Source organism: Pseudomonas sp. KH_046_1 (assembly GCF_057839025.1).
In genome coordinates, this window is the sequence record NZ_CM174481.1 from 4,586,057 (window position 1) to 4,610,497 (window position 24,441).

Consider the following 24,441-nt stretch of genomic DNA (forward strand, 5'->3'; position numbering starts at 1 on the left):
CTCAGCAACCAAAGAATTCTTATTCGGAGACACAACTCATGACTCAACGGACCCTCGCCACTTTCATGCTCGCACTCGGCCTCGCCACCCTCGCCGGTTGCGCATCGCCTACAGTGATCACCTTGAATGACGGTCGCGAAATCCAGGCCGTCGACACGCCACAATTCGACAAGGATTCCGGTTTCTACGAATTCGAACAGCTCGATGGCAAACAGACCCGCATCAACAAAGATCAGGTTCGTACCGTCAAAGAGCTGTAATCCTGGTGCCACCGGATACAGAAAAGCCCGCTTGATGCGGGCTTTTTCATGCCTGGAGAACAGCGCGTCAGGATCGCTTCCTGATCACCATTGCAGGGTGATTTCACTCTCGAACTCTCGCGCCTGACCTGTGACCGGATCGATAAATTTCAGCCCCTGAGCCAGCAGTTTCAAAGGATTCGCGTAGTCATCCTGCGCATCCTTGAGCACCTCGGGGTAAAACGGGTCGTTGCAGATACCTGCGCCCAACGCTGCCATATGTACCCGCAGCTGATGTTTCTTGCCCGTCACCGGGTAAAGACCATAACGCCAGAGATCCCCGTGTTTCTCCCTGACTTCGACCGCAGTCTCCGTGTTGCTGGCTCCCGGGCCCTCCTGCATGCGAAAGAACGGTTCGCCATCGACCAGTCGGCTTTTATGCACCAACGGGAAAGCCAGGCCGGGTAACGCCTTTGCGATGGCCTCGTAGCGCTTTTCGATCTGCCGGGTTGGAAACAACGACTGATAAGCCGAACGGGTCTGCGGATTGGCGGAAAACAGCACCAGCCCCGCGGTGTGCCGGTCTATGCGATGCAATGGCACCAGGTGCGGATTGTCCAGGCGCCGGATCAAGCGCCTGAGCAGCGTCTGTTCGACGTATTCGCCAGCCGGCGTCACCGGCAGGAAATGCGGTTTGTCGGCCACCACCAGATGCTCGTCCGCGTACAGGATCGACTCGATCACCGGGATCGGCTTTTCATCCGGCACTTCGCGAAAATAATGAATCCGCAAACCTTCCCGGTAGACCAGATCGAGGGCAATCGGCATGCCCTGCCCATCGAGGACCCGGCCACGGGCGATTCTGTCCAGCCATTGTTCACGACCGATAGCGCTGAAATGCTCACACAGGCAATCGACAACGGTCTGCCACGGGCCAGGTGGCAAGTAGAGCGTACTGGCCTGGCTGTGTGCCGCGGAAAAAGAAGAAGTGGACATACGAAAGCTCTAACCTCAGTGCAGAGCGGCATTATCCAACAGCAAGGGGAATGAACCTAGGGGGCGTTCTCAATTAGTTTTCCCGGCGTGAAAACTAATTGAAAACGCCCCCTAAGATTCCTCAAGCCGGGATCTGCGTGCGCGCCGCCGCTTCGGTGTACTCCTTGAGCCAGCGCAGTACATCGACCGCCTCCCAGCGAGCGGGGTCGTACAGGGCGTACAACAATCCCTGATAACCCACGACATCGAGTTGCCGGTGATAACCCGCGCGTTGAAACAAGGCTTCGATTTCTGCGAAACAGGTATTGAAATGCGTTTTGTTGAAGGGCGTTTTCCCCTCGGTCACCAGACCATCCAGACGCAACTCAAGGACAGCCTCGCGCACGACGTCTGCGGACATCCGGTTCACGCTGTTCTTCAACTGTTCGACATTGACCACGATTCATCCCTCTCACGCCCGGGCTTGCCTGCTCACTCCCGAAAATCAGGACCGGCAAGGCAGGCACCGCGAATAACTGTATACGCATACAGTATCCGATCAACACCGAATAAGCCAAGGGGATCAATCGCAAAGTTCGACAGGCGGGAGATACCGCCAGCGCAAAAACTGTTTAACCCAGGAACGCCACCACCTGATCAGCACTGAACGGCCAGCCCAGTTCAGCACCGGTATCGACTCGCCGCAACACCGGAATACGCAGGCTGTAAGCGGCGAACCACGTTTCATCGTCGGCGATATCCACCAATTCCACCAGCAGGCCGCGCTCGACGAACTCCATCAACATGGCTTCGGCTACTTCACAGAGATGGCATCCAAGGGTGCCGAACAGCTGACATTCGGGAGGCATGAGCGCTCAACCAGAAAATTAAGTGACCATTCTAGGCCTGCCCCGAAAAACCGTCGAGCCATTGCGGCCCCTGCCCTGATGCCACCGACGACAAGGAGACCCGAGTCAGTCCTGGCTCACGGCGCCAATCTTGTGGATCGACAGGTCCGCGCCGTAATACTCCTCTTCCTGGCTCAGGCGCAATCCATGCAACGCCTTGATCACGCCATACACCACAAACCCGCCAGCCAGAGCCACAGCGATACCCAGCGCAGTGCCGATCAACTGGCTGATCAGGCTGACCCCGCCCAACCCGCCCAAAGCGGTCTGGCCGAAAATGCCGCAGGCGATGCCGCCCCACACGCCGCACAGGCCATGCAACGGCCACACACCCAACACATCGTCGATGCGCCATTTGCCTTGGGCCGCGGTAAAGCACCAGACAAACAGCGCCCCCGCGACGGCTCCGGTGACCAGCGCCCCCACAGGATGCATCAGGTCGGATCCGGCACAGATTGCCACGAGCCCCGCCAAAGGGCCGTTATGCAGAAAGCCGGGGTCGTTGCGCCCGACAATCAGCGCCGCCACCGTACCGCCAACCATGGCCATCAACGAGTTCACCGCCACCAGTCCGCTGACACCTTGCAGGGTTTGTGCGCTCATGACGTTGAAGCCGAACCAGCCGACAATCAGAATCCACGAGCCCAACGCCAGAAACGGGATGCTCGATGGCGCGAACGCGACCAGCCGACCGTCGCGATAGCGGCCATTACGCGGCCCGAGCAACAGCACCGCCGCCAGTGCCAGCCAACCGCCCATGGCATGCACCACCACGGAGCCGGCGAAATCATGGAAACCGGCGCCAAAGCGCTCCAGCAACCAAGCTTGCAAACCCAGGTTGCCGTTCCAGACAATGCCTTCGAAGAACGGATAGATGAACGCGACGATCAACGCGGTTGCACATAGCTGGGGGACAAACCGGGCGCGCTCGGCGATCCCTCCGGAAATGATCGCCGGGATCGCCGCGGCAAAGGTCAGCAGGAAGAAAAACTTCACCAGTCCATAGCCATGGTCGGCATTGAGCACGGCCGCTGGCTGCATGAACGTCACGCCATACGAAATCCAATAGCCTATAAAGAAGTAGGCCAGTGTCGAAACAGCGAAGTCGCTGAGGATTTTCGACAACGCATTGACCTGGTTTTTCTGTCGCACGGTTCCGACTTCGAGAAAGGCAAAACCGGCGTGCATGGCCAGAACCATGACGGCGCCGATCAGAATGAACAGCGTGTTGGAGCTATGGACCAGGGTGTCCACAGCGCTTTGCAGATTTTCCATGGAATGGGCAGACCTTATGGCAGAAAAAAGCACCAAAGCAGTTCGCGATGACTGCCCATGCACCAAGTTGCAGCTTCAAGGCATCAGCGCACTGATCCCGTTGAACCACTTTGGCGCACGGACGCCGCCCAGGAAAAACGCGCCCCGGACGTTTACGCGAGTTTTTGATTGTTGGTCCTACGGTTTTACTGAAATCATGCCCGGCAATAGCGCAATGGTGCGGACCGGCGCACCACGACTCAGCAAAAGTTGTACCAGTCATTTGTACTGAACCTTCGCCGAAGGCTCATACTCGAACGCATCAGAACGCCACTTAAGGAGATCCACCATGGCCCGCCCCCAGGCAAAGACTGCTCAAGAAATCCTGATGAACGACTTTCAGACACTGGTCAATGACACCGAACGCTTGCTGGAGCACACCGCGACCCTGGCCGGCGATCAGGCCGACGAGTTGCGCGAACAGATTCACGACAGTCTCTTGCGTGCCCGTGAAACCCTGAAACTGACCGAAGACTCCCTGCGCGAACACGGCAAGGCTGCTGTCACCGCCACGGAAGACTATGTCCAGGCCAACCCTTGGCAATCCGTCGGGATCGCGGCCGGCGTGGGCTTCCTGATCGGCCTGCTGGCCAGCCGGCGCTGATATGTCGATTGGCGAATCCGGCCCGTCTGAAACGGGAACCAGCTCCTCATCGCGGCGCCTGGGTGCTGCCTTCATTGGGTTGCTGCACAGCCATGTCGAACTGTTCGGCATCGAATTGCAGGAACAAAAAGCCCGCACCGTCAGCCTGTTGCTGTTTGCCGGCCTGGCCCTGGTGTTTGCGTTGCTGCTGTTGGTGGGGTTGTCGACGCTGGTGCTTATCGTGTTCTGGGACACGTATCGCCTGACCGCCATCATCGGGCTCTGTGTGTTCTACTCCCTCGCCGCCATATTCTGTGGAATGCGCTTGAGAGCGGCGATTTTCGATGAGTCCTCGCCCTTCCATGGCACCCTGGAAGAGCTGGCCAACGATCGGGAGCGCCTGCTGCCATGAGCCTGCCTGAACTGCCACAAAACAGCTCGCGCGCGGAAATGCGCAAGGCCCTGATCCGCCTGCGCATGGAAATGCATCGTCAGGAAATCCGCCACGAATCCGCGCAACTGCTGCAACCCTTGCAACGGGTGCGCGGGATAACGCGAAACCTGCAGGACGGTTTCGGCATCAAGCACGCTCCACTCTGGGGCGTGGCCGCCGTCACCTTGCTGGGCTTTCTGACCGGCAAGGGTGCAAAAAACGGGGATGGCCTCAGCAGCCTGACCCGGTTGATCCGCCTTGGCACCACACTGGGACCGCTGATCAAACTGATCATGCAGGGCTCTTCGCGCAAAGACTGATCCGTTTCTTTCTGGCTGCATTCATGCAATGTCGACGGGATGCGCCCCTCTATCGAGGGGCGCATCCTGTGCGCCTACCCGGTCGACAGGCACCCTCCAAAAAAAGTTCTTGCAAGGAGGCCTCGATATCGACGCCGCCGGGATTGCAGTTCCGCTTGCAGGTCATGGCGCGAAACGGGAAGCTAGGCCATCAGTCACCTGACGGAGAGACCCGCCTTGGATTGGCACACCCTGCTTACCCGCGAACGCCTCGGAAAACCTCTGCACAGCCCTGAAGAACTCGGCCGCAGCCCTTTTCACAAAGACCACGACCGCATCATTTTCTCGGGGGCTTTTCGTCGCCTCGGGCGCAAGACCCAGGTCCATCCGGTGTCCAGCAATGATCACATTCATACGCGCCTGACCCATTCACTGGAAGTCAGTTGCGTGGGTCGCTCACTGGGCATGCGGGTCGGCGAAACCATCCGCAGCACCCTGCCCGACTGGTGCGAACCCAGCGACTTGGGGATGGTGGTGCAATCGGCTTGCCTGGCACACGACATCGGCAACCCGCCTTTCGGCCATTCCGGTGAAGACGCGATCCGTCACTGGTTCCAGCAAGCCGCCGGCCGTGGCTGGCTGGATGCAATGAGTGAAGCCGAGCGCAATGACTTCCTGAATTTCGAAGGCAATGCCCAAGGCTTTCGGGTACTCACTCAACTGGAGTATCACCAGTTCGACGGCGGCACCCGACTGACGTATGCAACGCTGGGCACGTACCTGAAGTATCCATGGACGGCCAGGCACGCCGACTCGCTGGGATACAAGAAACACAAGTTCGGGTGTTATCAGAGCGAGCTGCCGCTGCTGGAACAGATCGCCCATAAACTCGGCCTGCCACAACTGGAGGACCAACGCTGGGCGCGGCATCCGCTGGTGTACCTGATGGAGGCCGCCGACGACATCTGCTATGCGCTGATCGACCTGGAAGACGGCCTGGAAATGGAGTTGCTGGAATACGCCGAAGTCGAGTCCCTGCTGCTGGGACTGGTGGGCGATGACTTGCCGGAGACCTACCGCCAGCTCGGTCCCGGCGATTCGCGCCGACGCAAACTGGCGATCCTGCGCGGCAAAGCCATCGAGCACTTGACCAATGCCGCGGCCCGCGCCTTCGTCGAGCAACAGGAGGCGCTGCTGGCCGGTACACTACCCGGCGATCTGGTGGAACACATGCACGGTCCCGCCAAGCGTTGCGTGCTGAATGCCAAGGACATGGCCCGCAAGAAGATCTTCCAGGACAAGCGCAAGACCCTGCACGAGATCGGCGCCTACACCACGCTGGAAATCCTGCTCAACGCCTTTTGCGGTGCAGCACTGGAGCAGCACAACGGTCGGACCCCGTCATTCAAGAGCCGCCGCATCCTTGACCTGCTGGGTAACAATGCACCCGATCCTCACGGCCCGTTGCACACTTCGTTTTTGCGCATGATTGATTTCATCGCCGGCATGACCGACAGCTATGCCAGTGACATGGCCTTGGAAATGACCGGCCGCACCAGCCACTGAGGTGTATCGATTGATCAGCCATTACGGCATTCGTTATGGCTGATCCCCCCTTCAACATCCAACAGCACTCAAGTTTCGTCGAATCGCCCTACAGCACATGGCGAGCAAACTGATCGCTTGCCCGGTACTCTCGCGAAACAATCGCCCTCCCTTCTGTTCGACAGATGAAGTGCTCCCCATGGCCGAAAACGATCTATGCATCCTCGTGGTGGAAGACCACCCCTTCCAACTAATAGCCACTCAATACCTGCTGGAAAGTTATGGCTTCACCCGACTGACTACCACCGACAGCGCCAAAGGCGCCATGCAGCAAATGCTCGAGGCCGATCAACCGTTCGACATCCTTTTATGCGATCAATGCCTGCCCGATCTGACGGGACTCGATCTGGTCCGGTTCGCCAGCCAGCGAGGGCTGATCAGACAGGCAATCATTCTGAGTAGCCTGACGACGTCTGAACTGGATGAACTTGAAAAAACGGCCATTGAACACGGGCTTCCGTTATTGGGTTACTTGATAAAACCATTGAAACAATTTGAATTTAGAGGCTTATTGACCTCGGCATCACTATCGAAAAAACACATATGAAATCCGACAAATACACAGCGAAAAACTTACAAGAAATTTCCTTTTAAAGTACACCAAAACATTAGACCTTTTCAGCTTTCCTAATAAGAAACCTAGTTAACACGTAGTCCCATTCTTCTTTATCTGTAGGATTTCTCCTATATTGCCGCTACAGCTCGGTCAGTTCATGCGTCCGTTCAAGTATCTGAGCTATGGTGCGCGCTTTATTTGAGCTCGCATGGGACTTGATTATGAACTCCGTTTTTATTGTCGACGATCACCCGGTTATCCGCCTTGCCGTTCGAATGTTACTGGAACATGAAGGTTACAAAGTCGTCGGCGAAACTGACAATGGGGTCGACGCCATGCAAATGGTTCGCGAATGCATGCCGGACCTGGTCATTCTCGACATCAGCATTCCAAAACTGGATGGCCTGGAAGTGCTATCCCGATTCAACGCAATGAGTACCCCCCTTAAAACGCTGGTACTGACAGCACAATGCCCGACACTTTTCGGTATTCGTTGCATGCAATCCGGTGCATCGGGCTATGTCTGCAAACAAGAGGACATCAGTGAACTGGTCAGCGCCATAAAAGCGGTATTTGCAGGTTACAACTATTTCCCGAGCGAGGCCTTGAACCCCGTCCGCGGAGATGAAACACGCTGTATCGAACTGGAACTGTTCAAATCGGTAAACGACCGGGAACTGATGGTCTTGCAACTTTTTGCCCAAGGTCGCACAAACAAGGAAATCGCCAAGGGCATGTTTCTGAGCAACAAGACCGTGAGCACCTACAAAAAGCGCCTCATGCAGAAACTCAAAGCCAAATCCCTGGTTGAACTGATCGAGATGGCAAAACGTAACGCGCTAGTGTGAGAACCTCGATGCCCAGCCGTTTGAAGGTCTATCTGATTCAAGTGACCGCAGGTCTATGCGTGAGCACTTCGTTGTTCGGGGCACCGGGCAATGAACACTACACGCTGCTCAGCCGCTCGAAGGCCGGGTCACTGGAGGTTCGGCTGGATGAATCCCAGCGACAATGGCTAAAACATAAAAACCAACTAAGGCTCGGTACGTCGGCCCCGGACTATCCCCCTTTCGACCTGACCACCAGTGGTCAGGACTATGAAGGGTTTACCGCCGACTACGCGGGTCTTCTGGGAAAAGTAACCGGTTTGCCCGTCACGGTTCAGCGTTTCGATTCCCGAGGGGCCGCGATCGCTGCGTTGAAGAACGGCGAAGTCGATCTGCTTGGCACCGCCAATGGATTCGAAGCTGACAATGCCGACATTGCACTGTCCATACCCTATGCCGTCGATCAACCCGTATTGGTGACCCGCGAAGGGGAAACCCGATCCCTCACCAATGGCCTGGCCGGATTGCGCCTGAGCATGGTGTATCACTACTTGCCGCTGGCGGAAGTCAGGGCGTTGTACCCGAAGGCGATCATCACGTCCTATCCGTCCTACCAGAATGCGATCAATGCCGTGGCTTTCGATCAGGCGGACGTGTTTCTCGGTGACACCATTTCAACTCACTACATGATCAACAAGGGGTACTTGAACAACATCCGCATGGCCAACTTCGGCAAACATGAAGCCTATGGTTTCAGCTTCGCCGTTAACAGGAACAACTCCGAGCTGCTCGGCATCATCAACGCGATGATCACGGCCATCCCCTCCAGTGAACGAGAAAACATCGCCAAACGCTGGAGTGCCGGTAGCGACATTCTGCTGACCGATCAAAAGCTGCAACTCACTGACCGGGAAGAACGCTGGCTGACACACCACCCGATTGTGCGCGTCGTCGTCAACGAAGCCTTCGCGCCACTGACGTTTTTCGATAGCAATGGCAACTTTCGCGGGGTCACCGCGGATTTGCTTGAGCTGATCAGACTGCGCACCGGCTTGCGCTTTGACATCCGGCGCAGTCGAAGCGACGACGAAATGATCAAACAGATCAAGGACAACAAGGCCGATGTGATCGCCGCGTTGCTTCCCAGCGCCCAACGTCAAACCCAGCTGAACTTTACCCGCCCCTTTCTGGAAAATTCCTACGTCCTGCTGACCCGCAAAGCCGCCGACAGCCCGACCAACCTCGCGCAGTTACAGGACAAGCGTCTGGCCATTGCCCGCGGCAATCCACTCATGGATTACCTGCGCAAAGAGTTTCCCCGAATCAAGTTGATCGAAACCCCGGACACATTCAGCGCCGTAGAGTCACTCGCCGAAGGCCAGGCCGAGGGCGCGGTGAACTCACTGGTCATTGCCAATTACTTCATTTCCTCGCGGCTGTTCGAGCACACATTGCAAATCAGCACCACCATCGGCACCGAGCAGGCGGCGTTTTCCCTTGCCACCGCTCGGGGCGCCAAAGAGCTGAACGCAATTCTCGACAAGGCTTTATTGAGCATCTCGCCGGAAGAGCTGGGCATCATCAACAGTCGCTGGCGCGGCTATTCGGCGTCCTCGCAAAGTACCTGGCGCAACTATCAAAGGCTGTTCTACCAAATTGTGATCGGTGCCGGTGTGCTATTGCTGATTTCCATTGCGTGGAACGACTACATGCGACGCCAGATCAAGCAGCGCAAGGCCGCCGAGCGTGCGCTGAACGATCAGTTCGAGTTCATGCGATCGCTGGTCAATGGCACGCCCCATCCGATCTACGTACGTGATCGCCAGGGGCTGCTGCAAAGTTGCAACGACAGTTACCTGCAAGCGTTCTGCGCCAGGCGTGAAGATGTCATTGGCAAAAGCGTCATGCAGGGATCGATGAGCAATGTGTTCGAAGCCCGGGAGTACCAGGCTGACTACCAGCGTGTGGTGGCCGAGGGCAGACCGTTGATCGTCGATCGCGAGCTGCACATTGGTGGCCGGCGGCTGACGATCTATCACTGGATTCTTCCCTATCGGGATTCCAGCGCAAAAGTGCAAGGCATTATCGGTGGCTGGATCGATATCAGCGAACGGCGGCAACTGCTCGATGATCTGCGTTGCGCGAAAGAGCACGCCGATAATGCCAACCGGGCCAAAAGCACGTTTCTGGCCACGATGAGCCATGAGATCCGCACACCGATGAATGCAATCATTGGCATGCTTGAACTGGCACTCAAGCGTCTTGATCATCAGCACCCGGAGCGTCCGGCCATCGATGTCGCGTACAACTCGGCGAAAGGGTTGCTGGAACTGATTGGCGACATTCTCGACATTGCCAGAATCGAATCAGGACGCTTGAGCCTGAGCCCGGAGCGCGTTAATCCGGGTGAACTTGTGGCCTCGGTCGTGCGGATTTTCGAAGGCCTGGCCCGACAGAAAGAACTCGAGATGGTGCTGGAGTTTTCATCGGCCAACCCGACTTTCGATGTGCTGCTGGACCCATTGCGCTTCAAGCAAGTGCTGTCCAATCTGATCAGCAATGCCATCAAGTTTACCGAGCAAGGCCAGGTCCGGGTCATTGTCGACCTGCACCCGGCAACGCAGCCTGAGCGTGTGCAAATGCGGGTGCAGGTTCACGACAGTGGCATAGGGATCAGTGAACAGGATCAACAGCGCCTGTTCGAACCCTTCGCTCAGGCCGACAACGCCATCCAATCGGCCAGGGGGGGCGCAGGGCTGGGGCTGGTGATCAGCCGCAACCTCTGCGAGATGATGGGCGGCAGTCTGCAATTGCGCAGCGAGCCGGGCGTCGGCACTCAGGTGGAGGTGTTGCTGCAGCTGGAAACGTTGCCGCTGCAACAGTCAGCCCAGGTGGCCGAGACGCAAATCGTCGTCGCCACAACCCCATTGAATGTTCTGGTAGTCGACGATCACTCGGCCAATCGTTTGCTCACGTGCCAGCAACTGGAGTTTCTTGGACATCGATTTACCGTCGCGGCCGATGGGCAGGAGGGGTTGGCGGCATGGAAAGACCAACCGTTTGATCTGGTGATCGCCGATTGCAACATGCCGGTCATGAACGGTTACGAGCTGGCCCGTGCCATTCGCCAGCATGAACGACAAACCCATCGTCCTCCCTGCACCGTTTTCGGCTTTACCGCCAACGCCCAACCGGAAGAAATACAACGCTGCAAACAGGCCGGAATGGACGACTGCCTATTCAAACCCCTCAGCCTTGGTGCCTTGAGTCAATGGGTGGAAGGCATTGAACCCGCCCATGCAACCCCGGCGTTCAGCCTGCACGGATTGAAACTGATGACCGGAGGCAACCCGATGTTGAACCGGCGATTGCTCAACGAGTTGGTGAGTAGCAACCGCCAGGATCTGCAAACACTGCTGCCACTATCCAGCTCCGGGGATACGCAGGCGTTGCAGGACATTGCCCACAAGATCAAGGGCGCAGCCCGGATAGTGCAGGCCTCCCGCTTGATCGACTGCTGCGAGGCGCTCGAAGCAGCCTGCCATGAGGATTCCGATCGCGAAAAAGTGGCTGGATGCTGCAAATCCATGGAGCGCGCCATACTTGAGCTGGAGGACGCGTTACTACGTCAGATCGAGCATTACGACGAAGGCAAAGTGAAAGAGCCTTAACTTTGCCTGCCCCCTCAGCAGTGTGTTGACCGTCATGGAGAAACCCGCAAGCGCGATGTCTGGATCAGCTACTGGCAGGCCATTGCCCTGGGCGGTGACGTGTCTAGTCCTGAAATAGGTTTACACCTGTTTCACCCTAACGCCCGATGCACCACATCGGGCTTGCTGGCCAACGCCGGCCTGGCGTCTTGATCAGCAGTCGGTCAGGCGCAGGAAAATCGCCGCCAGCTGTTCGATTCCGGCCTGGTCCTGTGCAGTGAAACGGGCGAGCTTCGGACTGTCGAGGTCGAGCACTCCGATCAATCGGCCGTCCTTGACCAGCGGCACCACCAGTTCGCTGTTCGAGGCGCTGTCACAGGCAATGTGACCAGGGAACGCGTGCACATCTTCGACTAGCTGGGTCTGCAAGGTGGCTGCCGCCGTCCCGCATACGCCGCGGCCGAACGGAATTCGCACGCAAGCGATCTGCCCCTGAAACGGGCCCAGCACCAGTTCTTCATTACGGTTGAGGTAGAAACCGGCCCAATTCAAGTCATCGAGTTGATTGAACAGAAACGCCGAGAACTGTGCGGCATTGGCGATGAAATCCCGCTCGTCCGCCAGCAATGATTCCAGCTGCGCGTGCAGCATGCCGTAGCCTTCGAGGCCCTGGCCGCTCTTTTGTAAATCGATCATGCCTTGTGCTCCAACAGTTTCAGCCCGACCCAATAACGAGCAAATTGATAGGCGCAACGCCCATTGCGATTGCCTCGGCCGGTGGCCCAGCGTACCGCCAGAATGTCCAGCTCCTCGGTGCGCTGCCACGCCAATCCGGCCTTGCCGGCCAACTGGCCGATCCAGTGCTCGACGACGTCGAGGAAATGTTCCTGGGTAAACGGATAGAACGACAGCCACAGGCCGAAGCGGTCCGACAGCGCGATCTTGTCTTCCACCGCCTCGCTCGGATGCAGTTCGCCGTCGACCCGTTTCCAGTTTTCGTTGTCGCTTTCCTTTTCCGGCACCAGGTGGCGACGGTTGGACGTGGCGTACAGCAAAACGTTGTCCGGCGCCTGTTCCAGCGAGCCATCAAGGACGCTTTTGAGCACTCGGTAATCACCCTCGCCCGACTCGAACGAGAGGTCGTCGCAAAACAGCACGAAACGCTGGGGCAGTTTGCCGATCTGTTCGACCACTCGCGGCAGGTCTGCCAGGTGATCACGCTCAATCTCGATCAGGCGCAAACCGGCTTGAGCGTGCTCGGCCAACAAGGCGCGAACCAGCGATGACTTGCCGGTGCCGCGCGAGCCCCAGAGCAAGGCGTGGTTGGCCGGCATGCCGTCGAGGAACTGCCGGGTATTGCGCCCAAGCTGCTCGACTTGCCGGTCGACGCCGATCAGGTCCGACAAACGCATGTCGAGGCTGACCTCCAGCGGCATCAGATAACCGCCGCGCGACTCACGCTGCCAACGCGCGGCCAGGCATTGCGTCCAGTCTATGGCTGGCCGCGGTGCCGGCAGCAACGGCTCGATGCGGGCCAGAACGGCATCGGCGCGTTCAAGAAAAGCATTCAATCGGGAATCCACGACTTCTCCTTGGGCACGTTCACAGTAATGATGGTGATACAGCGACGAAACACAGCGTCACACAAGCGGCTGCCCCCGCAGTACAGGCCTCGCGAGAACATCAGTAGGCAGGCATGATCAACTATGCTTGAGCAGCGAAAGGAAACAGAAGTGGTTCACCCCCCCATGGATATCAAATTCACCAACCGGCTGTCATTCAAGCAAGCCCGGCTTACCGTGCTGGTTGGTTTCATTCTGGGCACGCTGCTCAGCCTGCTGCAAATAGGCATCGATTATGCCAGTGAAGACGCCTCCATCAATCGTGAAATCCTTTCATTACTGGAAATCAGCCACAACCCGGCCTCGCGAATCGCCTACAACATCGACGCCGAACTCGCCAAGGAACTGACCCTGGGCCTGCTGCGCTCGCCAGCGATCATTGGCGCGAAACTGACCGACAACAACGGCATTGTGCTGGCCAACGTCAAGCGACCCGGTGTGGAAAACGGTTACCGGATGCTCAGTGACTTCCTGTTCGGCGCCAATCGACAGTTCGAAGACCGGCTTTACCTGGATCAGTTACCCAACGAATCCCTGGGCACGCTGCGGCTTAACGTCGACACTTACGCCTTCGGCGACCGGTTCCTGCGCCGGGCCGAAGTGACCCTGTTCAATGGGTTCGCCCGCAGCCTGCTGCTGTCCGGCATCCTGCTGGCACTGTTCTATGTGATGCTGACCAAACCCCTGGTGCGGGTCATCCGTGAACTCAGCGGTCGCGACCCGAGCAGCACCGAGCCGACCTCACTGGAGTGTCCCGCCGGGCACGCCAACGATGAGATCGGCGTGCTGGTCAAGGTTGCCAACCAGCAATTCAAGAACACCACCACCGAAATCCAGCAGCGGCGCAACGCGGAAAACCGCCTGACCGAGTACCTCGGCCAACTGGAAAACATCGTCTCGGCCCGCACTGCCGAACTCAAGGCGATCAACGCCCGGCTGAGCCAATCCAACGAGGAACTGGAAGTCGCTCGCAGCACAGCACTGGACATGGCCGAAGCCCGTTCGGTGTTCCTCGCCAACATGAGCCATGAAATCCGCACACCCCTCAATGGCTTGCTCGGGATGATCGCGCTGTCCCTCGACGGGCCGCTGAATGCCGAACAACAGCAACAACTGTCGATCGCCCATGACTCGGGCAAAGTGCTGGTGGAACTGCTCAACGATATTCTCGACTTGTCGAAGTTCGATGCCGGCCAGCTCGAACTCGAACACATCCCCTTCGACCTCGGCTCGCTGATCGAAGACACCGCCAACCTGTTGTCGCAGAACGCCGCCCCCAGCGTAGAACTGACCTGTCTGATCGATCCGCATTTCCCGGCACTGGTGCTCGGCGATCCGACCCGGGTGCGGCAGATCGTCAGTAATCTGCTGTCCAACGCCCTCAAGTTCACCCGTTTCGGGCGGGTCGACGTGCGCCTGTCGACGTTCGGCGATGGCGTCAGAATCGAAGTGTGCGACACCGGCATCGGCATCCCTCAGGATGCCCAGGTCAAAATCTTGCAGCCCTTCACCCAGGCCGGTGTCGGTATTACCCGCCAGTTTGGCGGCACCGGGCTGGGCCTGGCCCTGACCTACAACCTTTGCGAAGCCATGCAGGGGCGCCTGACAATCAGCTCCGAGCCGGGTTTTGGCAGCCAGTTCTGCGCGGATTTGCCATTGCCCAGCCATACCCGTGCAACGGCTGTTTCGCTCAAGGGCAAAGTCATTGCCATCACGGCCGCCAGCAGCGGACTGGGCGAACTGCTCAACAGTCTGTTGCCTGGCTGGGGGCTGGACTATGAACGGCGTTCCATGGATGACCCACTGCTTGGCCTGGCAGCCGACGTGCTCATCACCGACTGCCCCGAATGCCTGTTCAGTTTGCGCCCCACCCTCAGCGCGCCGATCCTGCTGATCACCGCTTATGGCAATTTCATGCCCAGCGAAGAGGTCAACGCCCTCGCCCCCTTGCAACAACAGGCCCGCCCCTTGGCCCGCAATTCGCTGCTTCAGACGTTGCGGCGGATCCTGCAACCGCAAACCCACCCGATCAACGAGTCCCGACTCGACACGCAATGCCCGCAACGTCGTGGGCGCGTGTTGCTGGTGGAAGATAATCCGGTCAACCAGTTGGTGGCCAAGGGCATGCTCGGCAAACTCGGTTGCGAGGTCACCACCGCGGCTCATGGTGGAGAGGCCCTGGATCAACTCGAGCAACGGGATTTCGACCTGGTGCTGATGGACTGCAACATGCCGGTGATGGACGGCTATGAAGCCAGCCGGCAAATCCGCCACAGCGGACGCTGGCCCCAACTGCCCATCGTCGCCCTGACGGCCAACGCCATGTCGGAGGAGCGCGAACGCTGTCGTGCCGCGGGCATGAGCGACTACCTGGCCAAACCCTTCCGGCGCGAAGAACTGGCCGCCCTGCTGGACTTGTGGATCCCCGTTACGACAGTGCCTTGATCTGTCCCAACAGATGATCGAGGCCATCGCGCAAGTCGTTGAGACGATTCAGATCGACCCCGCTGTCGCACAACAGGCGCGCCTTGAGTGGCCCGACCTGATCGCGCAAGGCCGTGCCGGCTGGCGACAGGCTCAGGTGCACTTCACGCTCATCACGCGCTGAACGCTGACGCTGCACCAGTTGCAGTTGTTCCAGGCGCTTGAGCAAGGGTGTCAGCGTGCCGGAATCCAGGGCCAAACGCTCGCCCAATGCCTTGACGGTCGGTTGCTCCGGGGTCGCTTCCTGCCACTCCCACAACACCAGCATCGCCAGGTATTGAGGGTAAGTCAGGCCCAACTGATCGAGCATTGGCTTGTAGGCACGAATCACCGCACGGGAAGCCGCGTACAGCTTGAAACACAGCTGACTGTCGAGCTTCAGGGAATCGATTGACAAAGTGTTCATTTGAGCAGGGCTTCGATCTCGCGGGTCAGGTCCTGCGGCTTGGTCGCCGGGGCGAAGCGCTTGACCAGTTGCCCGTCCTTGCCGATCAGGAACTTGGTGAAGTTCCACTTGATGCCCTGGGAACCCAGCACCCCCGGTGCGCGCTTTTTCAATTGCACGAACAGCGGATGGGCATCGGCACCATTGACGTCGATCTTTTTGAACAGCGGGAAGCTGACACCGAAGTTCAGCTCGCAGAATTCGGAGATCGCCCCTTCGTTGCCCGGCTCTTGCTTGCCGAACTGGTTGCAGGGAAAACCGAGCACCACCAGGCCCTGGTCCTTGTAGGTCTGCCACAGCTCTTCCAGGCCTTTGTACTGCGGAGTGAAACCGCATTTGCTGGCCGTATTGACCACCAGCACGGCTTTGCCGGCGAAATCCGCCAGGGTCTTTTGCTCACCCTTGATCGTGGTGCAAGGAATGCTCAGCAGGTTGTCGCTCATGTTTGAGGCTCCAAGTGAATGGCAGAGACAACAAAATAGCGAGCAATTGAATTGTGTGCAATTTAATTAATCAAACCGCTGACCAACCGTAGGAGCTGCCGAAGGCTGCGATCTTTTGATCCGGCCTTTTAAGGTCAGAAGATCGCAGCCTTCGGCAGCTCCTACAGGGCTCGCATTACCCGCGGGGTACCAGGTCCAGGCACACCGAATTGATGCAGTAACGCAAACCCGTCGGCGGCGGACCATCAGGGAATACATGCCCCAGGTGCGCGTCGCATTTGGCGCAAACCACTTCGGTGCGGATCATGCCGTGGCTGACATCACGGATTTCGGTCATGGCGCTGTCGCCGATCGGCGCATAGAAACTCGGCCAGCCGCAGCCGGAATCGAACTTGGTCCTGGAGTCGAACAGCGGCTCGTTACAGCAGATGCAGTGGTAGACACCGTCGGTCTTGGTGGCGTTGTATTTGCCGGAAAACGGACGTTCGGTGCCTTTGAGGCGGCACACGTTGTACTGCTCTGGATCGAGCATCGCCTTCCATTCTTCCAGGGTTTTTTCCAACTTTTCCATGATCACACCTCAGCGGCTGAAAAAGCCCGATCTGTACCTTTTCCACGGATCGGGCGGCACGTATGATTGCGCCTCGTCAAACGCCAGTCTGGCAGCCAGACCACGCGCATTCAAACGGAAATATGGGTGCTGCATCTCAAGGCGTCAGGCCTGTGTGAATACGCAGGATTCCCAGCACGGTTGCCCAAACGCCGTCTGGATCTTTCATTTTCGGGAACACATCGCCATGCAGGTCAGCAAATCGAACAAGCTCGCCAACGTCTGCTACGACATTCGCGGCCCGGTGCTCAAGCACGCCAAGCGCCTGGAAGAGGAAGGCCATCGCATCCTCAAGCTGAACATCGGCAACCCGGCGCCCTTTGGTTTCGAAGCACCGGATGAAATCCTCCAGGACGTGATCCGCAACCTGCCGACCGCCCAGGGCTACAGCGATTCCAAGGGCCTGTTCAGTGCGCGCAAGGCCGTCATGCAGTACTACCAGCAAAAGCAGGTGGAAGGCGTCGGCATTGAAGACATCTACCTGGGCAACGGCGTTTCCGAACTGATCGTGATGTCGATGCAGGCCCTGCTCAACAATGGCGACGAAGTGCTGGTGCCAGCGCCGGACTATCCATTGTGGACCGCTGCCGTGAGCCTGTCCGGCGGCAATCCGGTGCATTACCTGTGCGACGAGCAAGCCAACTGGTGGCCGGACCTGGCCGACATCAAGGCCAAGATCACCCCGAACACCAAGGCCCTGGTGATCATCAACCCGAACAATCCAACCGGCGCGGTGTATTCGAAGGAAGTGCTGCTGGGCATGCTGGAACTGGCCCGCCAGCACAACCTGGTGGTGTTCTCCGACGAGATCTACGACAAGATCCTCTACGACGATGCCGTGCACATCTGCACCGCCTCCCTGGCGCCGGACCTGCTGTGCCTGACCTTCAACGGTCTGTCCAAATCCTATCGCGTCGCCGGTTTCCGTTCCGGCTGGATCGCCATTTCCGGCCCGAAACACCACGCCCAGAGCTACATCGAAGGCATCGACATGCTGGCGAACATGCGCCTGTGCGCCAACGTGCCGAGCCAGCACGCGATCCAGACCGCCCTGGGTGGCTATCAGAGCATCAATGACCTGGTGCTGCCGCAGGGCCGTCTGCTGGAGCAACGCAACCGCACCTGGGAGTTGCTCAACGACATTCCGGGCGTGAGCTGCGTCAAGCCTATGGGCGCGCTGTATGCATTCCCGCGGATCGACCCCAAGGTCTGCCCGATCCATAACGACGAAAAATTCGTCCTCGACCTGCTGCTCTCCGAGAAGCTGCTGGTGGTTCAAGGCACCGCATTCAACTGGCCATGGCCAGACCACTTCCGCGTCGTGACCCTGCCCCGTATCGATGACCTGGAGATGGCCATCGGACGCATCGGCGGCTTCCTCAAGTCCTACCGCCAGTAAGCGATCTGTCACCGTGCGACCTTCCCGCAGGTCGCACGGTGATTCATCCGGCAACATTTGTTTGCATTACGCCGCTGGCAGTCGCTTTGTCGCTGCCGGACAGCGCCTTGCCTGCTCGCGCCTAACAAAGGCGGGGCCTTCGACACGAATTGACTGACAAACACTTCCCGCATACTTGTCGGAAATGCCCTGCAAGCAGCTAGACTGTTGCCGTAGGACACAGTTTGAAATAGTCACCCGGTTGAATACCCCGGTGCAGCACCTTATATACCCCGCAGTACGCTACATCTTTAGCTTGAGGAGATTTCTACAACCATGATGCGCATCCTGCTGTTCTTGGCCACTAACCTGGCGGTCGTGCTGATTGCCAGCATCACCCTGAGCCTTTTCGGCTTCAACGGGTTCATGGCGGCCAATGGGGTTGATCTCAACCTCAATCAGCTGCTGATTTTCTGTGCGGTCTTTGGTTTCGCAGGTTCCTTGTTCTCGCTGTTCATCTCCAAGTGGATGGCGAAGATGAGCACCAGCACCCAGATCATCACCCAGCCACGCACCCGTCACGAGCAATGGCTGCTGCAAACCGTCGAGCAACTGTCCCGCGAAGCCGGGATCAAGATGCCCGAAGTCGGTATCTTCCCGGCCTACGAGGCGAACGCCTTCGCCACCGGCTGGAACAAGAACGACGCATTGGTCGCGGTCAGCCAGGGTTTGCTCGAGCGCTTCTCGCCGGATGAAGTGAAAGCCGTCCTGGCCCACGAAATCGGCCACGTAGCCAATGGCGACATGGTTACCCTGGCGTTGATCCAGGGCGTGGTGAACACCTTCGTGATGTTCTTCGCACGGATCATCGGCAATTTCGTCGACAAGGTGATCTTCAAGAACGAAGAAGGCCAGGGCATTGCCTACTACGTGGCAACCATCTTCGCCGAACTGGTTCTGGGCATCCTGGCCAGCGCCATCGTCATGTGGTTCTCGCGCAAGCGCGAATTCCGTGCCGACGAAGCCGGTGCAAACCTGGCCGGCACCGCCGCGATGATTGGCGCCCTGCAACGCCTGCGGGCGGAACAAGGGCTGCCGGTGCACATGCCTGACACTCTGAACGCCTTCGGCATCAACGGTGGGATCAAGCAAGGGTTCGCTCGCATGTTCATGAGCCACCCGCCGCTGGAAGAGCGTATCGACGCTCTGGCTCGTCGTCGGGGCTAAGAGACTTCACAGCAAAAATGAAAAGGCCCGCAGCGATGCGGGCCTTTTTTTGCCTGTTCAAATGCTTCAGTGCTTTTCAGGGCCTCTTCGCGGGCAAGCCCGCTCCCACAGGATCTGCGAACGCCACAGATCATTGTGGGAGCGGGCTTGCCCGCGAAGAGGCCGGGACCAACAACTAATTACCGACTGGAAACCCGATACACCCGCTCCTCCAGCCGCGTGACACCTGCCTCCAGAAACTTCCCGCTCTCGCTCAAAACATCCTGATCCTCCAGGATCTTCAGCGCCCATGAGTCCCCGAACAGCCGCCGCACCTCATCATCGAGCACAGCAAACGGCGGACCGGGCATTTGCGCCTGGTCATAGTCCAGGGTAATCACCAGGCCATGGGACTCCTTCGGCAGTATCCGCTTCAAATGGACGGCATAGCGCTCTCGCATTTCCGCCGGCAACGCGATCAACGCCGCGCGATCATAAAGTGCGGAGCAATCAGCCACATCGCCGGCCGTCAGCTCGAAGAAATCGCCGCACCACAGCTCAATGGAACCTGCCCGATAAACCTTGAACGGCCCCTGCTCGCTGACGGCCGGATCAAAGCCATGTTCGCTGAAAAACTCCTCGACGGCTTTTTCCGACAGTTCGACTCCCAAGACCTCATGGCCTTGATGGGCGAGCCATAGCAAATCCAGGCTTTTTCCACATAACGGCACCAACACGCGTGCGCCTTCTTCAAGGCTTAACGCTGGCCAGAACCGCTTTAGATGAGGGTTCACCTGCGGCAGGTGAAAGCCGATCTGGTTCGCCGCCCATTTCTTGTGCCAAAACTCAGGCTGCATAATTAACCCCGAAAATTCGATCAAAACACCCTAAAACTTATATTAGATTTAGATTAATGATCTGACTGAAGATGTTGCATCTTAACTCTCAGGAGCTCATTCATGTTCCCCAGCCTGTACATATCCCACGGCTCCCCCATGCTCGCCCTGGAACCCGGCGCCAGCGGGCCGGCACTTGCCCGCCTGGCCGCCGAAATACCGAAGCCCAAGGCCATTGTGATTGTTTCCGCGCACTGGGAAAGCAATGAGCTGCTGGTCAGTGGCAACCCGCAACCGGAAACCTGGCATGACTTCGGTGGCTTTCCCAAAGCCCTGTTCGAAGTCCAGTACCCGGCTCCCGGCGCCCCATCACTCGCCGCAGAGGTTGCCGAGTTATTGAAAACCGCTGGCTTTGCTGCACGTATCGACAGCAATCGGCCTTTCGACCATGGCGTCTGGGTGCCTTTATCGCTGATGTACCCGCAGGCAGACATCCCGATTGTCCAGGTTTCATTGCCCACCCGTGGCGGCCCCGCCCTGCAGACCCGTGTTGGCCACGCGCTGGCCAGCCTGCGCGAACATGGCGTCCTGCTGATCGGCTCCGGCAGCATCACTCACAACCTGCGGGAACTGGACTGGCATGCCGGCCCCGAGAGCGTTGAGCCCTGGGCCCAAGCATTTCGCGACTGGATGATCGAGAAACTCGCAGCGAATGACGAAGCCGCGTTGCACGACTATCGCGCGCAGGCGCCAAACGCTGTACGCAATCATCCGAGTGATGAGCACTTGTTGCCGTTGTACTTTGCCCGCGCTGCCGGGGGGCAGTTCAGTGTTGCTCACCAAGGGTTCACCATGGGTGCGCTGGGCATGGACATTTACCGCTTCGGCTGACAGACAGACCGCGTCGCGGCCTTCGTCGGAACGCCGCCCGGAGCAAGCCCGCTCCCACAGAGCTCAAGTGTCGACCACAAAACAGCAGGCATAAAAAATCCCCGAACCAGTCGGGGATTTTTCATGTTCGATCAATCAGCCCGAGAGCGGATCAATCTTCGCGGTAGCGACGCAGCTTCAACTGCTTACCGGCAACGCGAGTGTCCTTCAGCTTGGTCAGCAACTTCTCAAGACCATCTTCCGGCAGCTCGACGAGGCTGAAGCTGTCACGCACCTGGATGCGACCGATCGCTTCACGCGCCAGACCACCTTCGTTGAGGATGGCGCCCAGCAGGTTCTTGGCAGCGATACCGTCACGCGCGCCCAGCGCGGTACGGCAACGTGCACGGCCTTCGCCCAGTGGCATCGGAGCACGACGCTCGCGGTCGCCACGCTCAGGACGATCACCGGAACGCTCTGGACGATCGCCACGCGGTGCATTGTTCGGCACCAGTGGACGTTCTTTCTCGATAGCGGCCAGGGTCAGCGCTTGAGCGTTGGTAGCCTTGCGCAGCAGAGCAGCGGCCAGGGCACGCGGGGTGCAACCGATGTCGGCGGTCAGACGATCCAGCAGATCGCCATGAGTCGATTCGGCATCAGCAACCAGCGGCGACAGGCTGTTGGTCAGTTTCTTGATGCGCGCATCCAGAACGGCTTGAGCGTCCGGCAGGCGAACTTCAGCAACCTTTTGACCGGTTACACGCTCGATCACTTGCAGCATGCGGCGCTCACGCGGAGTCACCAGCAGCAGTGCACGACCTTCGCGACCGGCACGGCCGGTACGGCCGATACGGTGAACGTAGGACTCTGGGTCGTACGGCATGTCAACGTTGAACACGTGAGTGATGCGTGGAACGTCCAGGCCACGAGCGGCAACGTCGGTCGCCACAACGATGTCCAGACGGCCATCCTTGAGGGAGTCGATCACGCGCTCACGCTGGTTCTGGGCGATGTCACCGTTCAGCGCAGCGGCTTTGTAGCCTTTGGCTTCCAGGGCACTGGCCAGATCCAGGGTCGCCTGCTTGGTGCGCACGAACATGATCAGGGCGTCGAAATCTTCCACTTCCAGCAAGCTGAGAACGGCCGAAGTCTTCTGGTCAGCGTGAACCAGCAGGTGAGCCTGCTCGATCGCGGTAACGGTCTGGGTCTTGGTCTGGATCTTCACGTGTTGCGGATCGCGCAGGTGGCGTTCAGCAATGGCACGGATCGACTGCGGCAGGGTGGCCGAGAACAATACGGTCTGACGGGTGACAGGCAAGGCCTTGAAGATAACTTCCAGGTCGTCCATGAAGCCCAGTTTGAGCATTTCGTCGGCTTCGTCGAGAACCAGGTGGTTCACGGTCGCCAGTACTTTTTCGTCGCGACGCAGGTGGTCGCACAGACGGCCCGGAGTGGCAACAACGATCTGTGCGCCATTACGGATTGCTTTCAGCTGTGGGCCCATCGGCGCGCCGCCGTAGACAGCCACAACAGTTACGCCCGGCATTTGCTTGGCGTAGGTTTCGAAAGCGGTTGCAACTTGTAGCGCCAACTCACGAGTTGGGGCCAGGATCAGGGCTTGCGGTTCGCGCTTTGCAGGATCGATGCGATGCAGGATCGGCAGGGCGAACGCAGCGGTTTTACCCGTACCGGTTTGCGCCTGACCAATCATGTCGTGACCGGCCATGATGATCGGGATCGATTGCTGCTGAATAGCCGATGGTTCTTCGTAGCCAGTCGCGGTGACGGCTGCAAGAATATTCGGATTAAGATTAAAAGCGGCGAAGCCGCCGGTTTCCTGGGTCATGGGTCTGCCTCTAAGTGCATCCGCAAAGACCCATGCTCCAAAGCTGCGCGTGCCGTGTTGAGACTCAAGAGTCGCCCTGGCAGCTTTGTCGGCGGGGATTTGCGAAAACGAATGAATGAAAAGAATCGTCAAGGGAGAGTCCGCAGTACGGACGTGCAGCCGAAGCTGACTTCGGGGAATTGCTCTACCTAAACGCGGCCCGGCTAAAGGCCGGCGCGCACTATACCGGAATTTGCCCAAAAAGGGAGCTTTTTTTATCGAAAAAACACCGAATACGCCGTTGTGTCACAAGCTTTGCGAATAATCGATCGGCCGTCTATTTTTCAAAGGCCCGGCCTTGCGGGTGATGGCGCTAAAACGGTTCACCCTTTGCCGTGCAGACCGCCGGTCCGGCACGCCCTTCCCACCCCGAGGATCGCTCCATGAATCAGCCCAGCTCCAGTCGAGTCAGCCGCGAACGGCATGGTCATGTGTTCATGATCGGTCTGGATCGGGTAACCAAGCGTAACGCCTTCGATCTCGACCTGCTCAACGCGTTGAGCCTGGCCTATGGCGAGTTCGAAGCCGACAGCGAGGCGCGTGTGGCGGTGGTGTTCGCTCATGGCGAGCACTTCACCGCCGGGCTCGACCTGGTCAATGCCGGCACCACGTTCGCTGACGGCTGGCAGGTTCCGCCCGGCGGCTGTGATCCGTGGGGGGTGTTCGCAGGTCCCCGGGTCAGCAAACCGGTGATTGTCGCCGCCCAAGGGTATTGCCTGACCATCGGTATCGAATTGATGCTGGCCGCCGACATCAACCTGTGCGCCAGCAACACCCGGTTCGCGCAGATGGAAGTGCAACGCGGACTCTTCCCGTTCGGCGGCGCCACCCTGCGTCTGCATCAAGTCTCCGGTTGGGGAAATGCCATGCGCTGGTTATTGACCGGTGATGAATTCGACGCCCGTGATGCTTTGCACCTGGGTCTGGTGCAGGAGGTCATGGCCAGTGAGGACTTGCTACCCCGGGCGATTGAACTGGCCGAGCGGATCGCCCGCCAGGCACCGCTTGGGGTGCAGGCGACGCTGATGTCTGCGCGACAGGCCCGGTATGAAGGGGAAACAGCGGCGGCACAGGCGTTGCCGCTGCTGGTCAAGAAGTTGATGGCCAGCGAGGACGTCAAGGAAGGGGTGCGGTCGATGGTGGAGCGGCGGCCTGGGGTCTTCAAAGGGCTTTGATTTTTATACTGGCTTTGATGGCCCTTTCGCGGGCAAGCCCGCTCCCACAGGGTCCGGTCAGCTCCGAAGATCCATAGATGTGGGAGCGGGCTTGCCCG

At 58.6% G+C, this 24,441-nt stretch carries 24 protein-coding genes; 13 read left to right on the forward strand and 11 right to left on the reverse strand.

Annotated elements, in window-relative coordinates:
• The first annotated feature begins 38 nt into the window (after positions 1–38).
• A complete protein-coding gene (locus tag AC3IT9_RS20930; protein WP_007994800.1) occupies positions 39–260 on the forward strand; it encodes a YgdI/YgdR family lipoprotein in 222 nt (73 codons plus the stop codon).
• A gap of 84 nt (positions 261–344) precedes the next feature.
• Here AC3IT9_RS20930 and AC3IT9_RS20935 read toward each other — a convergent pair whose 3' ends face one another.
• From AC3IT9_RS20935 to AC3IT9_RS20950, 4 genes are all read right to left on the reverse strand, one after another.
• On the reverse strand, positions 345–1,235 hold the full coding sequence (locus AC3IT9_RS20935) for a pseudouridine synthase (RefSeq protein WP_489270930.1): 891 nt from the start codon (positions 1,233–1,235) through the stop codon (positions 345–347).
• Positions 1,236–1,356: 121 nt separating this feature from the next.
• Complete coding sequence (locus AC3IT9_RS20940) at positions 1,357–1,674, reverse strand: hypothetical protein (protein ID WP_008020364.1); 318 nt, start codon at positions 1,672–1,674, stop codon at positions 1,357–1,359.
• Positions 1,675–1,846: 172 nt separating this feature from the next.
• Complete coding sequence (locus AC3IT9_RS20945; RefSeq protein ID WP_150759472.1) at positions 1,847–2,083, reverse strand: glutaredoxin family protein; 237 nt, start codon at positions 2,081–2,083, stop codon at positions 1,847–1,849.
• Between the two features lie 105 nt (positions 2,084–2,188).
• Positions 2,189–3,397: an ammonium transporter gene (locus tag AC3IT9_RS20950; protein WP_489270931.1), complete on the reverse strand. Its 1,209-nt coding sequence runs from the start codon at positions 3,395–3,397 to the stop codon at positions 2,189–2,191.
• 328 nt (positions 3,398–3,725) lie between these two features.
• Here AC3IT9_RS20950 and AC3IT9_RS20955 point away from each other — a divergent pair, with 328 nt between their 5' ends.
• The 7 genes from AC3IT9_RS20955 (at position 3,726) to AC3IT9_RS20985 (ending at position 11,410) form a co-directional block, all read left to right on the forward strand.
• Positions 3,726–4,040 (forward strand): ElaB/YgaM/YqjD family protein, encoded by a 315-nt coding sequence (locus AC3IT9_RS20955; protein WP_150726310.1) that lies wholly within the window; start codon positions 3,726–3,728, stop codon positions 4,038–4,040.
• Position 4,041: 1 nt separating this feature from the next.
• Positions 4,042–4,431, forward strand: a complete 390-nt coding sequence (locus tag AC3IT9_RS20960; protein WP_489270932.1) for a phage holin family protein — start codon at positions 4,042–4,044, stop codon at positions 4,429–4,431.
• Positions 4,428–4,772 carry a hypothetical protein gene (locus AC3IT9_RS20965; RefSeq protein ID WP_151215064.1) on the forward strand — a complete coding sequence of 115 codons (345 nt, stop codon included), beginning with the start codon at positions 4,428–4,430 and terminating at the stop codon, positions 4,770–4,772. Before AC3IT9_RS20960 ends, AC3IT9_RS20965 begins: the two co-directional genes overlap by 4 nt.
• Before the next feature lie 216 nt (positions 4,773–4,988).
• Positions 4,989–6,317 carry a deoxyguanosinetriphosphate triphosphohydrolase gene (locus AC3IT9_RS20970; protein ID WP_489270933.1) on the forward strand — a complete coding sequence of 443 codons (1,329 nt, stop codon included), beginning with the start codon at positions 4,989–4,991 and terminating at the stop codon, positions 6,315–6,317.
• Between the two features lie 178 nt (positions 6,318–6,495).
• On the forward strand, positions 6,496–6,903 hold the full coding sequence (locus tag AC3IT9_RS20975) for a response regulator (protein WP_150726306.1): 408 nt from the start codon (positions 6,496–6,498) through the stop codon (positions 6,901–6,903).
• A 230-nt stretch (positions 6,904–7,133) separates the two neighbouring features.
• Positions 7,134–7,760 (forward strand): response regulator transcription factor, encoded by a 627-nt coding sequence (locus AC3IT9_RS20980; protein WP_008002663.1) that lies wholly within the window; start codon positions 7,134–7,136, stop codon positions 7,758–7,760.
• 8 nt (positions 7,761–7,768) lie between these two features.
• Entirely contained in the window at positions 7,769–11,410 is a 3,642-nt protein-coding gene (locus tag AC3IT9_RS20985; RefSeq protein WP_489270934.1) for a transporter substrate-binding domain-containing protein, read from the forward strand.
• Between the two features lie 192 nt (positions 11,411–11,602).
• On the opposite strand, the gene AC3IT9_RS20990 is transcribed toward AC3IT9_RS20985, so the two are convergent.
• A complete protein-coding gene (locus AC3IT9_RS20990; RefSeq protein ID WP_008002666.1) occupies positions 11,603–12,085 on the reverse strand; it encodes a GAF domain-containing protein in 483 nt (160 codons plus the stop codon).
• The gene (locus AC3IT9_RS20995; RefSeq protein ID WP_150756002.1) at positions 12,082–12,972 is read right to left on the reverse strand and encodes an ATP-binding protein; all 891 of its coding nucleotides are present in this window, start codon (positions 12,970–12,972) and stop codon (positions 12,082–12,084) included. Before AC3IT9_RS20995 ends, AC3IT9_RS20990 begins: the two co-directional genes overlap by 4 nt.
• A gap of 123 nt (positions 12,973–13,095) precedes the next feature.
• On the opposite strand from AC3IT9_RS20995, the gene AC3IT9_RS21000 reads away from it, so the two are divergent.
• Positions 13,096–15,456 (forward strand): hybrid sensor histidine kinase/response regulator, encoded by a 2,361-nt coding sequence (locus AC3IT9_RS21000; RefSeq protein WP_489270935.1) that lies wholly within the window; start codon positions 13,096–13,098, stop codon positions 15,454–15,456.
• Here the strand turns inward: AC3IT9_RS21000 and AC3IT9_RS21005 are convergent.
• From AC3IT9_RS21005 to msrB, 3 genes are all read right to left on the reverse strand, one after another.
• A complete protein-coding gene (locus AC3IT9_RS21005) occupies positions 15,440–15,901 on the reverse strand; it encodes a MarR family winged helix-turn-helix transcriptional regulator (RefSeq protein ID WP_150726301.1) in 462 nt (153 codons plus the stop codon). The genes AC3IT9_RS21000 and AC3IT9_RS21005 overlap by 17 nt on opposite strands.
• A complete protein-coding gene (locus tag AC3IT9_RS21010; RefSeq protein ID WP_056727098.1) occupies positions 15,898–16,383 on the reverse strand; it encodes a glutathione peroxidase in 486 nt (161 codons plus the stop codon). The genes AC3IT9_RS21005 and AC3IT9_RS21010 overlap by 4 nt, the downstream gene beginning before the upstream one ends.
• Before the next feature lie 175 nt (positions 16,384–16,558).
• Positions 16,559–16,954: a peptide-methionine (R)-S-oxide reductase MsrB gene (gene msrB / locus AC3IT9_RS21015; protein WP_150726300.1), complete on the reverse strand. Its 396-nt coding sequence runs from the start codon at positions 16,952–16,954 to the stop codon at positions 16,559–16,561.
• A 226-nt stretch (positions 16,955–17,180) separates the two neighbouring features.
• On the opposite strand from msrB, the gene AC3IT9_RS21020 reads away from it, so the two are divergent.
• Both AC3IT9_RS21020 and htpX read left to right on the forward strand, forming a co-directional pair.
• Positions 17,181–18,392 carry a pyridoxal phosphate-dependent aminotransferase gene (locus tag AC3IT9_RS21020; protein WP_489270936.1) on the forward strand — a complete coding sequence of 404 codons (1,212 nt, stop codon included), beginning with the start codon at positions 17,181–17,183 and terminating at the stop codon, positions 18,390–18,392.
• Positions 18,393–18,707: 315 nt separating this feature from the next.
• A complete protein-coding gene (htpX, locus tag AC3IT9_RS21025; RefSeq protein ID WP_007973520.1) occupies positions 18,708–19,598 on the forward strand; it encodes a protease HtpX in 891 nt (296 codons plus the stop codon).
• Between the two features lie 179 nt (positions 19,599–19,777).
• On the opposite strand, the gene AC3IT9_RS21030 is transcribed toward htpX, so the two are convergent.
• The gene (locus AC3IT9_RS21030) at positions 19,778–20,434 is read right to left on the reverse strand and encodes a thiopurine S-methyltransferase (protein WP_150759482.1); all 657 of its coding nucleotides are present in this window, start codon (positions 20,432–20,434) and stop codon (positions 19,778–19,780) included.
• A 102-nt stretch (positions 20,435–20,536) separates the two neighbouring features.
• Between AC3IT9_RS21030 and AC3IT9_RS21035 the strand changes: the two genes are divergently transcribed.
• A complete protein-coding gene (locus AC3IT9_RS21035; RefSeq protein WP_150726298.1) occupies positions 20,537–21,304 on the forward strand; it encodes a DODA-type extradiol aromatic ring-opening family dioxygenase in 768 nt (255 codons plus the stop codon).
• Between the two features lie 151 nt (positions 21,305–21,455).
• On the opposite strand, the gene AC3IT9_RS21040 is transcribed toward AC3IT9_RS21035, so the two are convergent.
• Positions 21,456–23,129, reverse strand: coding sequence for a DEAD/DEAH box helicase (locus tag AC3IT9_RS21040; RefSeq protein WP_150726297.1), 1,674 nt, complete (start codon positions 23,127–23,129; stop codon positions 21,456–21,458).
• 422 nt (positions 23,130–23,551) lie between these two features.
• Here AC3IT9_RS21040 and AC3IT9_RS21045 point away from each other — a divergent pair, with 422 nt between their 5' ends.
• Complete coding sequence (locus tag AC3IT9_RS21045; RefSeq protein WP_150759483.1) at positions 23,552–24,343, forward strand: crotonase/enoyl-CoA hydratase family protein; 792 nt, start codon at positions 23,552–23,554, stop codon at positions 24,341–24,343.
• The last annotated feature ends 98 nt before the right edge of the window (positions 24,344–24,441 follow it).

Bases quoted from the DNA above. Each gene is read 5' to 3' on its own strand.
- AC3IT9_RS20930 (WP_007994800.1), top strand. From the start codon at position 39: ATGACTCAACGGACCCTCGCCACTTTCATGCTCGCACTCGGCCTCGCC.
- AC3IT9_RS20935 (WP_489270930.1), bottom strand. From the start codon at position 1,235: ATGTCCACTTCTTCTTTTTCCGCGGCACACAGCCAGGCCAGTACGCTC.
- AC3IT9_RS20945 (WP_150759472.1), bottom strand. From the start codon at position 2,083: ATGCCTCCCGAATGTCAGCTGTTCGGCACCCTTGGATGCCATCTCTGT.
- AC3IT9_RS20950 (WP_489270931.1), bottom strand. From the start codon at position 3,397: ATGGAAAATCTGCAAAGCGCTGTGGACACCCTGGTCCATAGCTCCAAC.
- AC3IT9_RS20955 (WP_150726310.1), top strand. From the start codon at position 3,726: ATGGCCCGCCCCCAGGCAAAGACTGCTCAAGAAATCCTGATGAACGAC.
- AC3IT9_RS20960 (WP_489270932.1), top strand. From the start codon at position 4,042: ATGTCGATTGGCGAATCCGGCCCGTCTGAAACGGGAACCAGCTCCTCA.
- AC3IT9_RS20965 (WP_151215064.1), top strand. From the start codon at position 4,428: ATGAGCCTGCCTGAACTGCCACAAAACAGCTCGCGCGCGGAAATGCGC.
- AC3IT9_RS20975 (WP_150726306.1), top strand. From the start codon at position 6,496: ATGGCCGAAAACGATCTATGCATCCTCGTGGTGGAAGACCACCCCTTC.
- AC3IT9_RS20980 (WP_008002663.1), top strand. From the start codon at position 7,134: ATGAACTCCGTTTTTATTGTCGACGATCACCCGGTTATCCGCCTTGCC.
- AC3IT9_RS20985 (WP_489270934.1), top strand. From the start codon at position 7,769: ATGCCCAGCCGTTTGAAGGTCTATCTGATTCAAGTGACCGCAGGTCTA.
- AC3IT9_RS20990 (WP_008002666.1), bottom strand. From the start codon at position 12,085: ATGATCGATTTACAAAAGAGCGGCCAGGGCCTCGAAGGCTACGGCATG.
- AC3IT9_RS21000 (WP_489270935.1), top strand. From the start codon at position 13,096: ATGCTTGAGCAGCGAAAGGAAACAGAAGTGGTTCACCCCCCCATGGAT.
- AC3IT9_RS21005 (WP_150726301.1), bottom strand. From the start codon at position 15,901: ATGAACACTTTGTCAATCGATTCCCTGAAGCTCGACAGTCAGCTGTGT.
- AC3IT9_RS21010 (WP_056727098.1), bottom strand. From the start codon at position 16,383: ATGAGCGACAACCTGCTGAGCATTCCTTGCACCACGATCAAGGGTGAG.
- msrB (WP_150726300.1), bottom strand. From the start codon at position 16,954: ATGGAAAAGTTGGAAAAAACCCTGGAAGAATGGAAGGCGATGCTCGAT.
- AC3IT9_RS21020 (WP_489270936.1), top strand. From the start codon at position 17,181: ATGCAGGTCAGCAAATCGAACAAGCTCGCCAACGTCTGCTACGACATT.
- htpX (WP_007973520.1), top strand. From the start codon at position 18,708: ATGATGCGCATCCTGCTGTTCTTGGCCACTAACCTGGCGGTCGTGCTG.
- AC3IT9_RS21030 (WP_150759482.1), bottom strand. From the start codon at position 20,434: ATGCAGCCTGAGTTTTGGCACAAGAAATGGGCGGCGAACCAGATCGGC.
- AC3IT9_RS21035 (WP_150726298.1), top strand. From the start codon at position 20,537: ATGTTCCCCAGCCTGTACATATCCCACGGCTCCCCCATGCTCGCCCTG.
- AC3IT9_RS21040 (WP_150726297.1), bottom strand. From the start codon at position 23,129: ATGACCCAGGAAACCGGCGGCTTCGCCGCTTTTAATCTTAATCCGAAT.
- AC3IT9_RS21045 (WP_150759483.1), top strand. From the start codon at position 23,552: ATGAATCAGCCCAGCTCCAGTCGAGTCAGCCGCGAACGGCATGGTCAT.